Raw genomic sequence first — 15,082 nt, 5'->3', positions numbered from 1 at the left:
TTCCCGTCACGGCCCTCGACGCGCTAGCGTGAGCCCGACCGTGGGCTCGCTCCACGTGACCATGAGGAGCCCAGCCAATGGACGGTGCTGTTCACCCGACTCTGCTCGAATCGATATCGGCGTGGGTGCTGGTCGTGTCGTTCACCCTCTCACTGCTGTACGAGCTCTGGCGGGCCACCGCCAAAGCGGGCGTATCGTCGTACGACTCGATGCGGGCCTTCGTCCAGGGACTCTGGCTGTACGCGCTCGCCGCCATCGTGATCGGGCTCCTGTTCGCGGGCGTGCCGTTCGCGGCATGGATCGGGCTCGTCTTCAGCGCGCTCGTGATCCTCGTGTCGATCTTCTTCTACAACCCGAAGATGATGCCCGCGCGCAAGCCCGGGCTGTTCGATTGGTTCGAGGACCTCGTCTACACCGGGCTGGCTTTCGTGACGGTTGCCCTGCTCACCCTCGAAGTCTCGGGCTTCGCGCTGACCTGACGCCGCCGCATCCTCACGCCGCGAGCGCGAGGTACGGCTCCCACCGCGGATCGGTGCGCTCGGTGCCGCGGACGGTCCACTGCGCGCCGCGCGGCGGGTGCGGCGTGAACCGCAGCTCCCAGTGCATCTCCTGCGGGGTGCGATCGCTCTTGATGTTGTTGCAGCGCAGGCAACAGGCGACGAGGTTCTCCCACGAGTCGGCGCCGCCGCGCGAACGCGGCAGGACATGATCGATCGTCGAGGCGGCTTTGCCGCAGTACGCGCAGTGATGGTTGTCGCGACGCAGCACGCCGCGGCGGGTCACCGGCACGTGGCGACCGCCCGGCACCCGCACATAGCGGGTGAGGATGATCACGGCCGGGCGTTCGTACGATCGTCGGGTGCCCCACACCGGATCGGTCTCGGTGTGTTCCACCACGGTGGCCTTCTCGTTCATCACGAGCACGAGGGCCCGCTTGAACGACACGACGGCGAGCGGCTCATAGCCCGCATTCAGCACCAGAGTGCGCATTGATCATCCTCTCGAATGGCCGGGACGGCTTCTCGGTTATTCGACTTGCGCGACGATCAAGGGCGCAGGGGCATGAAAAAAGGCGCTGTCTACAGACAGCGCCCTGGCGCCACGGCAGTGCCGCGGCATCCGCTCGTGCAATGCCGAAGGACGAGGCGTCCAAGCGCATCCATGGTTCGGATGCGTGGTGTGCAGCCCATCGACTCCCTCCGCTCTCTCAGCGTCGAGTCCCAGGGTAACCCACCCCGACACGCCCGGGGCGCGAGGAGGCTGAACGACTGATGGCGTGTCGGGTAACGAAGAAGCGAACGGATGCCTCGATCCGAGGCATCCGTTCGCTTCTGTGATTGCAGAGGGTCTGTGTGTCAGGCGTGGGCGCGTTCAGCCCGCGTTGGCCTGCAGCCATGCCCACGGGTCGACGACGGACCCGTTGATGTGGATCTCGAAGTGCAGGTGGCACGCCGTCGAGCTGCCGGTACTGCCGACGAGGCCGATGAGCTGACCCGCCGAGACGCTCTGGCCGACCGAGACCTGCCGGCTGCCGTACGTCATGTGGCCGTAGAGGGAGTTGACCTGCTGGCCGCCGATGACATGGTCGATCGAGATCGCGACGCCGTAGCCGCCGTAGCTCTCCTGCGAGACCTTGACCACACCGGCAGCGGTCGCGTAGATCGGCGTGCCGCACGACGTGAGGAGGTCGACGCCCTGGTGGTAGCCCGAGTCCCACAGGCCGCGGCCCTTGGTGAAGTTGAGCAGCGGCCAGCGCACCTCGCCCGTGCCGGGCGACGTGAGGGCGATGTTCGTGGGGACCGAGGACCGCGACTTCGCCGCGGACGCCGCAGCAGCCGCGATCTGGCGCGCGCGCTCGGCGGCCGCCTCTTCCGCCTTCTTCTTCTCGATCTCTTCCGCGGTGGTGGCCGCGTAGCTCTCGCGCGACAGCTCGCTGGCATTCGCGTCGGATGCCGCGACGAACGTCTGCGCATCGTCGACGGCCAGCTGCTGGATCGTCTTGGAATCCTCGGTTACGGCGGTGGCGCCGGCGGCGAACGCGGGGATCGCGACGGTGGCGACGAGGCCGCCCACCATCGTCAGCACCACGAGGCTGCGCAGCGGCTTGACCACACGCCCCTTCTTCGACGAACTCGGCGACGCGGCGGGACGGGTCTCGGCCCGGGCCGGCGTCGGCTTCGCGGGCGCGGCGGCGCGGGAGCGGCGCACGGGGGTCTTCCGATTGCGCACACGACGGTTCTGGTCCGCCGCAGCGTGCTCGGGCACGTTCGCGTGCGACTCGATCTCTTCAGCCAAACTGTTCCTCCGGCGCCTCTGCGCCGGGGCGCCTGGCTCGTCAGCACTCGATGTCGGGGCACGATGTGCGGGCTTCACCACGTGTGGACGACGAGCCGGAGAGGCAATCCACGCGGGGTCCGGTCGGCGGGCTTCTCGCCTGCTGGACTGTTCGAGGCTACCCGAAGGTCACGTTTATGTCACGCTCCGCGCCTGGCAATCCCCACACAGTGCGCGACCGGGTTCCTTGGAGTGCGGCATCCGGTGTCGTGGAACGGCCTTCCCGCGGGAGCCCCGTGGGTACCGTCCCGTCCGTGGAACGCGCGCCTCAGCGGACGTCGTCGACGAGGAAGATGTGCGATGCGATCTCGACCGGAAGCTCGAGGCCCTCGTCGCTTCCCTGCATCTGCACGAGCACGTAGCCCTCGTTGTAGCGATAGTCGCCGACGGCACCGGGCACGACGCCCGCGCCCTTCAGCTGCTGAAGCAGCTCGGGATCGACCTGCGCGGGCTCGGCGAGCCGGCGGACGGTGCCGGTGATGGGCTCGCCCGCGTCGTTGAGCCGGCGCACCAGACCCACCACGCCTTTCTCGAAGCCGTTGGTCGGCACGTCGCCGAGCTGGTCGAGCCCCGGGATCGGGTTGCCGTACGGCGACTCGGTGGGGTGGCCGAGCAGCTCGACGAGGCGGCGCTCGACCTGCTCGCTCATCACGTGCTCCCAGCGGCACGCCTCTTCGTGCACGTACGCCCAGTCCAGACCGATGACGTCCGACAGCAGACGCTCGGCCAGCCGGTGCTTGCGCATGACGTCGACGGCCTTCTGCCGGCCGGCGTCGGTGAGTTCGAGGGTGCGGTCCTCCGAGACGACGACGAGCCCGTCGCGCTCCATGCGCCCGATCGTCTGCGACACCGTGGGGCCTGAGTGGCCCAGGCGCTCCGAGATGCGGGCCCGCAGCGGCACGATGTTCTCCTCCTCGAGCTCGAGGATCGTGCGCAGGTACATCTCAGTGGTGTCGATCAGGTCGGTCATCGCGGTGTCCTCAGTGTCTCAAGGGGCTGAGGACAGCCTATCCTCTGCGCCTGACGCCGAGGCCGCGCCTGCGGCGGACGCGGCACCGCGTCACGACGTGTCACGCGAGCGGGGCGGCAGTGCGCGCTTCTCTAGAATCGACGCATGGCACACGTCCTCCTGCCCCGTGAGATCCTGCCCGCTGACGGACGGTTCGGCTGCGGCCCGTCGAAGATCGCGCCCGCGCACATCGAAGCGCTCGCGGGCCCCGGATCGGCGCTCCTGGGCACCTCGCACCGCCAGGCCCCAGTGAAGGACCTCGTCGGCCAGGTGCGCGCGGAACTCGGCCAGCTGTTCCGTCTGCCGCACGGCTATGAGGTCATCCTCGGCAACGGCGGGTCGACGGCGTTCTGGGATGCCGCGGCCTTCGGTCTGATCGAGAGGCGCAGCCAGAACCTCGTGTTCGGCGAGTTCGGCGGCAAGTTCGCCGCGGCAGCCAAGACCCCGTGGCTCGAGGCCCCCGACGTCCGCAAGGCCGAGCCCGGCACCCGCACCGCCGCCGAGGCGGTCGAAGGCGTCGACGTGTACGCCTGGACGCACAACGAGACCTCGACCGGTGTCGCGACCCCGATCACGCGCGTGCACGGCGACGACGGCGCACTGACCGTCATCGACGCGACGAGCGCGGCGGGCGGCATCGACTTCTCGATCCACGAGGCCGACGTCTACTACTTCGCGCCGCAGAAGAACCTCGGCTCGGACGGCGGACTGTGGTTCGCCCTCGTATCGCCGGCCGCGATCGAGCGCATCGAGCGCGTCGCGGCCTCGGGCCGCTACATCCCCGAGTTCCTCAGCCTCAAGAACGCGCTCGACAACTCGCGCCTGAACCAGACCCTCAACACCCCGGCGCTGGCCACGCTTTTCCTCCTCGACAAGCAGCTCGACTGGATCCTCTCGTCGGGCGGCCTGCAGTGGGCCGACGCCCGCACGCGCGAGTCGTCGCAGGCCCTCTACGACTGGGCCGAGGCATCCGCCTTCGCGACGCCGTTCGTCGCCGACGCCGCCGACCGGTCCCCCGTCGTCGTCACGATCGACTTCGACGAGTCGGTGGATGCTGCGGCCGTGGCGAAGAGCCTCCGCGCCAACGGCATCGTCGACACCGAGCCTTATCGCAAGCTCGGACGCAACCAGCTGCGTATCGCGACGTTCGTCTCCATCGACCCGGAGGACGTGCGTCAGCTCATCCGCTGCATCGACTACACGGTCGAGCGACTGGGCTGAGCCCCGTCGTCGGCCCCGTCCGTCAGCGGTGACGGGGTCGGCGACAGCACGGACGACACGATCGCCTCGATCGCGAACTCCGATGCCCGCGCGAGGTCGACCGCGGTCGGGTCGAGCAGCCACTGCACCTGCAGGCCGTCCATGACGGCGAGGATGCTCGTGGACGCGTAGCCGACCGTCTCGGGTGCGGTGATGCCGCGCTCGGCGCACACCACCTCGAAGGCGTGGGCGACCTCCGATCGCAGCGTCCGGTAGCGCTTCTCGAAGAAGTCGCGGCCTGGATGGCCGTCGGTGACCGATTCGGCCGAGAGCACCACGTACGCCTGCACGATGCCGGCGCGGTGCGCGTTCACGAACGCCGTGCGCACGAGGTGACGGAAGAGCGGCATGCCGTCGGGAATGTGCTGCTCCTCCAGATCGGCGACGTCGGTCTCGTCGCGGTGCTGGAGCACCTCGATCAGCAGCTGGTCCTTCGAGCCGAAGTGGTGCAGGATCCCGGCGTGGGTCATGCCGACCTGGTCGGCGATCTCCTGCAGCGTGCCTCCGGCGAAGCCCTTGCTGCCGAAGATCTCGACCGCGGCGTCGAGGATCTCGCGCCTGCGGGCGAGCGTCTCGGGCCGCGAACGCGGCTGCCGACGCGGTGCGGTCATCGCTCGGCGCCCCCTTCTTCACCGGCCCCTCGGTGGTCATCGCCGGCGCCTGTGAGTCTACGCACGGCCTGCCCGTGCCCTCCGGAACACCATACTTGCAAAAGTTACTTACTTGATTGTAAGTTGATGCGGCAATCACCCTGACGCCGTCGTCATCCCCCGGGACACGATGTCGTGCTCACACATCTAGGAGAAGCAATGAGGCTCAGAACATCCCTCGCCGCCGTCGGTGTCGCCGCGGCGCTGGTGCTCACCGGCTGCGCCGGCAGCAGCAGCGATGACTCCGCCGGCGCGGCGCTCACCATCGCGAAGCCCGACGGCGCCATCACCACCGAGTCGAACAACCCGTACCTCGGCGACTCGTCGGCCTCGAAGTACGGCTACGGCAAGGTCATCTTCGAGTCGCTCGCCCTCGTCAACCCCACCGGCGACCTCGGGACCACGCCCTGGCTCGCCGAGTCCGTGGAGTGGAACGACGACTACACGCAGCTCACGGCCGTCGCGCGCAGCGGTGTGAAGTGGAGCGACGGCGAGGACTTCACGGCCGACGACATCGCGTTCTCGTTCAACCAGGTGCTCGACGGCAAGCTCAATGACACCAACGCGCTCGATCTCAAGAGCGTCGCCGTCGACGGCGACACCGTCACCATCGACTTCAACAGCTCCAAGTACACCCAGCAGGCGCGGGTGCTCCACTTCCAGATCGTGCCCGAGCACATCTGGAAGGACATCGAGGACCCGAACACCGACCCTGTCACCGGTGAGGGCCAGGCGGTCGGCACCGGCCCGTACACGCTCGACTCCTGGACGACCGAGTCAGTGACCCTCGCCGCGAACCCCGACTACTGGGGCGGCGAGCTGGCCGTGCCCGAACTGCACTACGTCTCGTACGGCGACAACGCGGCGCTGACGACGGCTCTTGCGACCGGCGAGGCCGACTGGGCGCAGGCGTTCATCCCGCAGATCGAGGACAGCTACCTGTCGGCCGATCCCGACAACAAGTTCCTCGCGTCGCCCACTGCGGGCGCGGGCACGCTCTTCATGAATCTGCAGACCAAGCCGTTCAACGACCCGGCCCTGCGTCAGGCGCTGGCCTGGACGATCGACCGTCAGGCCTACGTCGACATCGCCCGCGAAGGCGCGAGCGAGGCGATCTGGAGCGTGACCGGCCTCGGGTCGCTCCTCGAGGACGAGATCATCCCCGAGTACGCCGGCCAGAACTACGAGGTCGACATCGACAAGGCGCGCCAGATCCTGACGGACGCCGGCTACACCTGGGAGGGTGAGAACCTCGTCGACCCTGACGGTGAGGCCGTCACGTTCTCGATCTCGGTCCCCGCGGGCTGGAGCGACTGGAACACCGAGCAGGCCCTCATCGCCGAGGAGCTCAAGGAAGGCCTCGGCATCGAGGTCAAGGTCGACCAGCCGGACTGGGGCGGCTGGGACGCCGCGCGCCAGGAGGGCACCTTCCAGGCGATCATCCACTGGCTCGAGGACACCGGCAACGCGTACGGCCTGTACACGTCGGCGATGGACCCGAAGTGGATCGTGGACGGCAAGGCGGCGTTCAACTTCGGTCGCTTCGACGACCCCGCCGTCACCGAGGCGCTGAACACCTACGCGAATGCGTCGTCGGACGCCGACCGTGACGCCGCCATCGCGGTGATCGAGAAGGCGTTCGTCGAGAACGTCCCCGTCATTCCGCTGGGCGCGCACCCGCTCCTGGGCGAGTTCAATACCCGCAACTACGTCGGATGGCCGTCGGAGGACGACCAGTACGCCTCGGCGGACCCGACGCAGCCGGCGATCGTGCAGATCCTGACCAAGCTGCAGCCCGCCGAATGACACACCGCGGCGGGGCGGATGCGCACGCGTCCGCCCCGCCCGCACGTCGCCCCTCACGAAAGCGAACCAGTACCGATGAGAGATTCGCTGCTCTCCGTCCACGACTTCTCGATCGTCTACGACGTCGATCCCCCCGTGAAGGCGGTCAAGAACGTCACCCTCGAACTCCAGCGCGGTGAGATCCTCGGACTCGCCGGCGAGAGCGGGTGCGGCAAGACCACCCTCGCCTACGGCGTCCAGCGCCTCCTCAAGCCCCCTGCCGTCATCACGAGCGGCTCGGTCGTCTTCCACGACGCGAACGGCGAGGACGTCGACATCAACGCTCTCGAGGCCGAAGAGATGCGGCGCTTCCGCTGGGACAAGATCTCGATGGTCTTCCAGGGCGCCATGAACTCGCTGAACCCGGTCGCCACGATCGGCTCTCAGCTGGAGGACGTCTTCGAGGTCCACCGCCCCGACATGTCCAGCCGGCAGCGTCGCGCGGCCGTCGTCGAGCTCCTCGAGATCGTCAAGGTCGGCGCGCAGCGCTACCGCTCGTACCCGCACGAGCTGTCGGGCGGCATGCGCCAGCGCGTGATGATCGCCATGGCGCTCGCTCTGCGACCGCAGCTGATGGTGATGGACGAGCCGACGACCGCCCTCGACGTGCTCGTGCAGCGCGAGATCCTCCGTCAGATCTCCCACCTGCGCCACGAGTTCGGATTCTCCGTGATCTTCATCACGCACGACCTGCCGCTGCTGCTCGAGATCAGCGACCGCATCGCGATCATGCGCGAGGGCGAGATCGTCGAGCTGGGCACGGCCGAGCAGGTCTGGACCGATCCGCAGGACGAGTACACGCGGACGCTGCTGGCCTCGTTCCCCAGACTCACCGGATCCAGAGGGGTGGTCCACCGATGACCGTCCTGGAATTCGACGCCGTCACCAAGGTGTACTCCGTGCGCGGCGCCGGCCAGATCAAGGCGCTCGACGACGTGAGCTTCACGCTCCGCTCGGGCCAGACGATCGGCCTGGTCGGCCAGTCGGGCAGCGGCAAGTCGACCATCGCCAAGATCCTCACCCAGCTCGAGTCGCCCACGACCGGCGAGGTCCGCCTCGACGGTCAGCCGATCCCCCGCCGCGGCAAGGGACTGCGCGCCTACCGCCAGCAGCTGCGCATGGTCTTCCAGGACCCGTTCGCCTCGCTGAACCCGTACCACACCATCCGCTACGCCATCCAGCGGCCGCTCCAGCTCGACAAGGTCGTGCCGAAGGACCAGCTGGACGACGAGGTGCGCCGCCTTCTCGGCCGCGTCCGCCTGGACGCCGACGCCGTCATCGACCGCAGGCCGCACGAGCTCTCGGGAGGCCAGCGCCAGCGCGTCGCGATCGCGCGCGCCCTCGCATCCCGCCCGAAGCTGCTCGTGGCGGACGAGCCGGTCTCGATGCTCGACGTGTCGATCCGCCTCGGCGTGCTGAACCTGCTCGCCGACCTGCAGCGCGAACACGGCCTGGGCGTGCTCTACATCACGCACGATCTCGCCACCGCGCGCCACTTCAGTGATGAGGTCCTCGTGCTCAATCAGGGGCGCGTCGTCGAGCGCGGTCCCGCCGACGATGTGATCCTTCGTCCCCAGAACCCCTACACCCAAGAGCTGCGGGCGGCATCCCCCGATCCCGACTCCTACTTCGCGCACGCAGCCGGCATCCTCGGAGGTGAGAAGTGAGCGCCGTCGCCCCCCAGCTTCCGGCCCCGGACTTCGACGCGATCGAGGCGGGTACGACCGCCACCGGCGTGGTCAAGGCCCGCGCGCGCGTGCCGTGGCGCTTCCTCGGCAACCGCGCGCTGTTCTACCTGTTCACGCTGTGGGCGGCCATCACGATCAACTTCTTCCTGCCGCGCCTGATGAAGGGCGACGCCGTCGACGCATACCTCGCCCGCAACCGCAACGTCAGCCCCGAGGCGGCCGACGCGCTGCGCGCCCTGCTCGGCCTCGACACCGACGCCTCCCTGTGGGAGCAGTACGTCGACTACTGGGCCCACCTCCTGCGCGGCGACCTCGGCATCTCGCTGCTGCACGGCATGCGGCCCGTGACGGAGGTCGTCGGCCAGTCCCTGATCTGGACCGTCGCCCTCGTGGGCTTCGCGACCCTCATCGCATTCGCCGTCGGCACGATCGGGGGCGCCATCGTGGGCTGGCGCCGCGGCAGCCGGCTCGACGTGCTCATCCCGATCACCACGTTCTTCAGCACCATCCCGTACTTCTGGCTGGGCCTCTTGGCGATCGCCGTGTTCTCGGTCGCGCTCGGCTGGTTCCCGATCGGCAAGGCCTACGGCGTCGGAGTCTCGCCGGAATGGTCGTGGGAGTTCATCGGCGACGTGATCCACCACGGCTTCCTCCCCGCGGCGACGATCGTGATCGCCTCCCTCGGCGGCTGGATGCTGGGCATGCGCAACATGATGCTCACGGTGCTCGACGAGGACTACGTCACCGTCGCGCAGGCCAAGGGCATGCCGAACGACCGCGTGCTCTGGCGCTATGCCGCGCGCAATGCCGTGCTCCCCCAGATCCAGAGCTTCGCGCTGGCGCTCGGCTTCATCGTCGGCGGCACGATCGTGATGGAGGTGGTCTTCAGCTACCCGGGCGTCGGCAAGCTCCTGCTCGATGCCACCAACGCGAAGGACTACGCCCTCATGCAGGGGGTGTTCCTCGTGATCACCATCTCGGTACTCCTGGCGAACCTCCTCGCCGACGTCGCCTACGCGTTCCTCGACCCGCGCACGCGCCAGACGGAGGCCTGAGCATGAACATGATCGTCAACGACACGACGGCGAAGCGGCCGGCGAACGCCCCCGCGACCGCCACCGTCCGAAGCGCAGCGCCCGTCGGCAGGGCGCCCAGGAAGCCGGCCTTCTGGTCGAAGCTCGGCGCCGCGTTCGCGATGTTCCGCAACAAGAAGTCGATCACGGGGCTGTCGATCCTCGGGTTCTTCGTGCTCGTCGCGATCTTCGCCGACGTGCTGGCCCCGTACTCCCCCACGAAGGTGGACAACACCGCGCGCTTCCAGCCCCCCTCGGCGGAGCACTGGCTGGGCACGACGCACATCGGCGAGGACGTGCTGAGCCAGGTCATCCACGGCACGCGCGGCGTCATCGTCGTGGGCTTCCTGGCTGCGATCATCGCGACGGTCATCGCCATCGTCGTCGGCGTGCTGTCGGGCTACCTGCGCGGGTGGCGCAGCGAGGGCCTGTCGGCGCTCACGAACGTCTTCCTCGTGATCCCGGGCATCCCGCTGATCATCATCGTGGCGTCGATGTTCGAGGATCCGCCCCTCATCCTCGTCGCCGGCGTGCTGGGCCTGATCGGCTGGGCGTGGGGCGCGCGCGTGCTGCGCGCCCAGACGATGTCGCTGCGCAGCCGCGACTTCGTGCAGGCGGCGCGGGCCAATGGCGAGCCCCTGCGCCGGATCATCACGGTCGAGATGCTCCCGAATCTCATGGCGCTCATCGCCGCGAGCTTCGTGGGCACCGTGACGGCGGCGATCATCGGCCTCACGACCCTGTCGTACATCGGCATCATCCCGGTCACGACGTACAACTGGGGCACGATCCTCAACTGGGCGAGCGCGCAGGGCGCGTTCCGCCAGGGCCAGTGGTGGTGGTTCCTGCCTCCGGGGCTGTGCATCGCCGCGATCGGCGTGGCCCTCTCCCTGATCAACTTCGGCATCGACGAGTACGTCAACCCGCGTCTGCGATCGGCCGGTGAGCGCGCCCGCGCCATGAAGAAGAAGGGCATGAACGTGAACGACACCGTCACGGTCGTGCGCACCAGCACCCAGACACAGGAGACCCCGTGACCGCCGCCCCCCGCCCCGACGAAGGGCTGCCGGCCTACCTCGACGTCTCGCTCCCGGTCGCCGACCGCATCGCCGACCTGCTCGGCCGCATGACGGTCGAGGAGAAGATCGGGCAGATGCTGCAGCTCGACGCGCGCGACGACCTCGAGGACCAGGTGCTGCGCATGCACGCCGGCTCGATCCTGCACGCGTCACCCGAGAAGGTGCTCCGCGCCCGCGAGCTGACGCTGCAGACGCGCCTGCGGATCCCGCTGCTCGTCGGCGAGGACTGCATCCACGGCCACTCCTTCTGGGAGGGTGCGACGATCTACCCGACCCAGCTCGGCATGGCGGCGACCTGGGATGCGGATCTCGCCGAGCGCGTCGCGCGTGCGACCGCCGTGGAGGTCTCGGCCACGGGCATCCACTGGACCTTCTCGCCGGTGCTCTGCATCACGCGGGACCTGCGCTGGGGCCGTGTCGACGAGACCTTCGGCGAGGACCCCTTCCTCATCGGCGAGCTCGCCTCGGCGATGGTGCGCGGCTACCAGGGCGGCGGCCTCGACGACCCCACCGCCATCCTCGCGACGGCGAAGCACTTCGCCGGCTATTCCGAGACGCAGGGCGGCCGCGACGCCAGCGAGGCCGACATCTCGCGACGCAAGCTGCGCTCGTGGTTCCTGCCGCCGTTCGAGCGCGTGGCGAAGGAGGGATGCCGCACCTTCATGCTCGGCTACCAGACCACCGACGGCGTGCCGATCACGGTCAACGACTGGCTCCTGAACGATGTGCTGCGCGGCGAGTGGGGCTACACCGGAACCCTCATCACCGACTGGGACAACGTCGGCCGCATGGTGTGGGAGCAGAAGGTGCAGCCGGACTACGCCCACGCCGCCGCGGCTGCGGTGCTCGCGGGCAACGACATGATCATGACGACGCCGGGCTTCTTCCAGGGCGCCCAGGACGCGCTCGCCCAGGGGCTGATGACCGAAGAGGCCCTCGACCGGGCCGTCGCGCGCATCCTGCTCCTCAAGTTCGAGTTCGGCCTCTTCGAGGACCCACGGCTCCCCGACCGCGAGCGCATCGCCACCGCAGTGGGCTCCGCCGAGCACACGGCGCTGAACCTCGAGGTCGCCCGCCGATCCCTCGTGCTGCTGCGCAACGACGGCACGCTTCCTCTCGCCGGCGGGCTCACCGCCGACGCGTCCGGACGGGCCATGGGCGCAGCATCCGGTTCCCGTCGGATCGCCGTGGTCGGCCCACTCGCCGACGACGCGCAGACGCAGCTGGGCGACTGGGCCGGCTCGTCCGGGCAGGTCGACTGGATCCCCGACGGGCACCCGCGCGAGATGATCGCGACGGTGCTCGACGGTGTGCGCGCGCACGCCCCTGCGGACTGGGAGATCACACACGCGCGCGGAGCCGACATCCTCACGCTCGAAGAGGACCCGGAGGGCGCGTTCTTCCCCGACGGTCAGCCCCGGCCCCAGGTGGTCGTGCCGAGCGCAGCCGATGCGGACCTCATCGCCGAGGCGGTGGCCGCCGCCGAGGCGGCGGACTACGTCGTCGCCGTGGTAGGCGATCGCATCGAGCTCGTCGGCGAGGGCCGCTCGACCGCGACGCTCGAGCTCGTGGGCGGGCAGCTCGCGCTGCTCGAGGCGCTGGCCGCGACGGGCACTCCCCTCGTGGTGGTGCTGCTGGCGTCCAAGCCGCACGTGCTTCCGAAGACGGTGACGGATGCCGCGGCCCTGGTGTGGGCGGCGAACCCCGGGATGCGCGGGGGCCAGGCCGTCGCCGAACTGCTGCTCGGCCTGATCGAGCCGAGCGGCCGCCTGCCGCTCTCGTTCGCCCGCCACGCCGGTCAGCTGCCGATCTACTACAACCAGATCCGGGGGCAGCACGGCGACCGCTACGCCGACCTGACGCAGAGCCCCGCGTTCGCCTTCGGCGAGGGCCTGTCGTACACGACGGTCGAGTACTCCGGCTTGCGCGTCGTGGACGCCGACCTGGGACGCGAAGACACGGTGCGCGCGCTCGTCGAACTGCACAACACAGGCGACCGGCCCGCCCACGAGATCGTGCAGGTGTACGTGCGCGACAGCATCACCTCGGTCAGCTGGGCCGACAAGGAGCTGAAGGCGTACCGCCACGTCGACCTGCAGCCGGGCGAGACCGCGACGGTCGAGCTGTCGCTTCCCGTCGCGGAGTGCACGATCGTGGATGCTGCGGGCCGCCGCCTCGTCGAAGCCGGCGAGTTCGAGGTGCTGGTGGGGCCGTCGTCCCGTGACGAGGTGCTGCTCAGCGCACGCTTCCACGTCGCCGACGCGACGGCGCTGCCGGCGGCGCCCGCGGAACACGCGGTCGAGCGCCGCTGAGGGAACGCGAAAGGGTGGATCCCACCGCGCTGCGGGCGGCGGGATCCACCCTTTCGTCATGTCCGGAGGACGTCAGGCGTCTTCGGGTTCGAAGTCCTCGTCTGAGTCGTCTTCCTCGCCGGAGTCATCCTCGTCGTCGGAGTCCTCGTCCGAGTCGTCCTCGTCGGCGTACTCGTCGTCAGAGTCCTCGTCCTCGTCCTCGTCCTCGTCCTCGTCGAAGTCGTCGTGCTCGTCCGGCTCGTCGTCATCCTCGCCGGAGTCGTCGTTCCCGGCAGCGGCGTCCGCGAGCTCGTCGATGTCGACGCCGTCGACGTCCCCCGCGTGGAGGATGGGCGAGCCGTCGTCGTCGAAGTCGGACGCGTCGAGATCGTCGACGTCTTCGAGCTCGTCATCGTCGTCCTCCTCGCCGTCGTCCGCGTGCGCGGCCTCCGCCAGTGCCGCCTGCGCGGCGTGGTAGTCGGCGAGGCGCACGGCCCACGGCACCCAGTCGGGGGCGAGCAGCGCGCCGTCGCCGGGGAGGAGCTCGACTTCGAGCACGGTGGGCTCGGCGTCCTCGACGCGCGCGAGGCTCACGGTCCAGAACCAGCCGGGATAGCCCGCGAGTCGATTGGCGAAGCGCAGCGAGACGACGCCGTCGGCTTCGACGCGGTAGCCCGCGGGGTCGCCGATCGTGGCCTCAGGTGTGATCTCGCGGAGCGCGGCCAGCGCCAGGTCGTGCGCCGCCAGAAGCTGGGGGTCGGGTTCGGCAGGAACGACGACCTCGACGATCTCGACGACCTCAGCGGTCTCCGAGCTCTCCGGGGGCTCGAGGGCCTCGGCGGGAGCGCCCTCGCCGGGAGCGCCCTCGCCGGGCGCGCCATCGGTCTGCTCGGCGGCGTCGTCCTCGACGACCGGCGCCTTCTCCGCAGCGGCGGCGGCAGCATCCGTGACGGGTTCGTCCGAAGCCGCCTCGGCGTCGATCACGACGTCGACGACAGGGTCGGTCGGCTCAGGCGTCGAGCTCATCGGCGACCTTGCGCAGGACCGCGGCGACCTTCTTGCCGTGCGCGCCGCTCGGGTAGCGGCCGTGACGGAGGTCTCCGCCGATGCCGTCGAGGAGCTTCACGAGGTCCTCGATGATGATCGCCATGTCGTCGGCGGGCTTGCGCGCGCGCTTGGCCAGGCTGACGGGAGCCTCGAGCACCCGTACCGACAGGGCCTGCGGACCGCGCTTGCCGTCGGCGATGCCGTACTCGAGGCGGGTGCCCGCCTTGGGCGCGGGCGTGCCGGGAGGCAGGGCAGTGGCGTGCAGGAAGACGTCCTGACCGTCTTCGGAGGAGATGAAGCCGAACCCCTTCTCCTCGTCGTAGAACCTGACCTTGCCGGTGGGCATCGGAACCTCGCTGGATCGGCGCCCGCGAACAATCGCGGACGAAACAGAGCATGACAAAAGCGGGGTCTTCCAACCCCGCCTACCAGCCTAACGGCATGGCGTCCGCCACGACCCCCCGGCGCAGCATCCGTGATCCACGATCGCCGACGCGCGCCGACTGACCGCCGGGCAGGCGCCAGCGAGTAGGCTGGTGCGGATGAGCACGAACCCCTCCGGCGACGTTCCCGTCCGCCGCATCGACCGCATCCTGGCCTTCATGTCGCTGGGCCTGCTCGTGCTCTCGATCGTGAGCTTCTTCGCGATCATGATCGCGTCGGCCTCCGGCGCCGACATGAGCACCGGCGTCTGGCCGATCGTCGGTGTGCTGGTGTACATCGCCCCCATCGTCGCGTTCGCGCTGCTGCTCGCGGTCCTCATCATGAGCTTCGTGCGGAGGGCCCGGGCGAATCGAGGGGGCTGA

15 protein-coding genes are annotated in these 15,082 nt (G+C 69.2%); 9 read left to right on the top strand and 6 right to left on the bottom strand.

The genetic code is table 11. The features are described 5' to 3' along the window. Positions 1-77 precede the first annotated feature (77 nt). On the top strand, positions 78-479 hold the full coding sequence (locus tag JNB61_RS16690; protein WP_220340366.1) for a hypothetical protein: 402 nt from the start codon (positions 78-80) through the stop codon (positions 477-479). Positions 480-492: 13 nt separating this feature from the next. On the opposite strand, the gene JNB61_RS16685 is transcribed toward JNB61_RS16690, so the two are convergent. The 3 genes from JNB61_RS16685 to JNB61_RS16675 all read right to left on the bottom strand — a co-directional run bounded on the left by JNB61_RS16685 (position 493) and on the right by JNB61_RS16675 (position 3,304). Next, the gene (locus JNB61_RS16685; RefSeq protein WP_220289569.1) at positions 493-990 is read right to left on the bottom strand and encodes an HNH endonuclease; all 498 of its coding nucleotides are present in this window, start codon (positions 988-990) and stop codon (positions 493-495) included. A gap of 381 nt (positions 991-1,371) precedes the next feature. Then, a complete protein-coding gene (locus JNB61_RS16680; protein WP_220340365.1) occupies positions 1,372-2,295 on the bottom strand; it encodes a M23 family metallopeptidase in 924 nt (307 codons plus the stop codon). Positions 2,296-2,602: 307 nt separating this feature from the next. After that, on the bottom strand, positions 2,603-3,304 hold the full coding sequence (locus JNB61_RS16675; protein WP_159842838.1) for a metal-dependent transcriptional regulator: 702 nt from the start codon (positions 3,302-3,304) through the stop codon (positions 2,603-2,605). A 144-nt stretch (positions 3,305-3,448) separates the two neighbouring features. On the opposite strand from JNB61_RS16675, the gene serC reads away from it, so the two are divergent. Next, on the top strand, positions 3,449-4,564 hold the full coding sequence (gene serC, locus JNB61_RS16670) for a phosphoserine transaminase (protein ID WP_220289573.1): 1,116 nt from the start codon (positions 3,449-3,451) through the stop codon (positions 4,562-4,564). Here serC and JNB61_RS16665 read toward each other — a convergent pair. Further along, positions 4,540-5,214, bottom strand: a complete 675-nt coding sequence (locus JNB61_RS16665; protein ID WP_220289575.1) for a TetR/AcrR family transcriptional regulator — start codon at positions 5,212-5,214, stop codon at positions 4,540-4,542. The genes serC and JNB61_RS16665 overlap by 25 nt on opposite strands. Positions 5,215-5,412: 198 nt before the next feature. Between JNB61_RS16665 and JNB61_RS16660 the strand changes: the two genes are divergently transcribed. From JNB61_RS16660 to JNB61_RS16635, 6 genes are all read left to right on the top strand, one after another. Beyond that, entirely contained in the window at positions 5,413-7,059 is a 1,647-nt protein-coding gene (locus JNB61_RS16660) for an ABC transporter substrate-binding protein (RefSeq protein ID WP_220289577.1), read from the top strand. 75 nt (positions 7,060-7,134) lie between these two features. Next, positions 7,135-7,959, top strand: a complete 825-nt coding sequence (locus tag JNB61_RS16655; protein ID WP_220289578.1) for an ABC transporter ATP-binding protein — start codon at positions 7,135-7,137, stop codon at positions 7,957-7,959. Continuing rightward, on the top strand, positions 7,956-8,765 hold the full coding sequence (locus tag JNB61_RS16650) for an ABC transporter ATP-binding protein (RefSeq protein WP_220340364.1): 810 nt from the start codon (positions 7,956-7,958) through the stop codon (positions 8,763-8,765). The genes JNB61_RS16655 and JNB61_RS16650 overlap by 4 nt, the downstream gene beginning before the upstream one ends. Continuing rightward, positions 8,762-9,841 (top strand): ABC transporter permease, encoded by a 1,080-nt coding sequence (locus tag JNB61_RS16645; RefSeq protein ID WP_220289582.1) that lies wholly within the window; start codon positions 8,762-8,764, stop codon positions 9,839-9,841. The genes JNB61_RS16650 and JNB61_RS16645 overlap by 4 nt, the downstream gene beginning before the upstream one ends. A 2-nt stretch (positions 9,842-9,843) precedes the next feature. After that, positions 9,844-10,896, top strand: a complete 1,053-nt coding sequence (locus JNB61_RS16640) for an ABC transporter permease (protein WP_220340363.1) — start codon at positions 9,844-9,846, stop codon at positions 10,894-10,896. Continuing rightward, positions 10,893-13,250 carry an exo-beta-d-1,3/1,6-glucosidase gene (locus JNB61_RS16635; protein WP_308291284.1) on the top strand — a complete coding sequence of 786 codons (2,358 nt, stop codon included), beginning with the start codon at positions 10,893-10,895 and terminating at the stop codon, positions 13,248-13,250. Before JNB61_RS16640 ends, JNB61_RS16635 begins: the two co-directional genes overlap by 4 nt. A gap of 72 nt (positions 13,251-13,322) precedes the next feature. Here JNB61_RS16635 and JNB61_RS16630 read toward each other — a convergent pair whose 3' ends face one another. Further along, the gene (locus JNB61_RS16630; protein WP_374226647.1) at positions 13,323-14,255 is read right to left on the bottom strand and encodes a DUF3027 domain-containing protein; all 933 of its coding nucleotides are present in this window, start codon (positions 14,253-14,255) and stop codon (positions 13,323-13,325) included. Further along, entirely contained in the window at positions 14,239-14,622 is a 384-nt protein-coding gene (locus tag JNB61_RS16625) for a cold-shock protein (RefSeq protein ID WP_159842820.1), read from the bottom strand. The genes JNB61_RS16630 and JNB61_RS16625 overlap by 17 nt, the downstream gene beginning before the upstream one ends. Positions 14,623-14,818: 196 nt before the next feature. On the opposite strand from JNB61_RS16625, the gene JNB61_RS16620 reads away from it, so the two are divergent. Continuing rightward, a complete protein-coding gene (locus JNB61_RS16620) occupies positions 14,819-15,082 on the top strand; it encodes a multidrug ABC transporter ATPase (RefSeq protein ID WP_159842818.1) in 264 nt (87 codons plus the stop codon).

It is taken from the genome of Microbacterium ureisolvens (assembly GCF_019511645.1).
GTDB lineage: Bacteria > Actinomycetota > Actinomycetes > Actinomycetales > Microbacteriaceae > Microbacterium > Microbacterium ureisolvens_A.
Note: the sequence above shows the minus strand (reverse complement) of the source record. Positions and strands in the feature narration are given on the sequence as shown.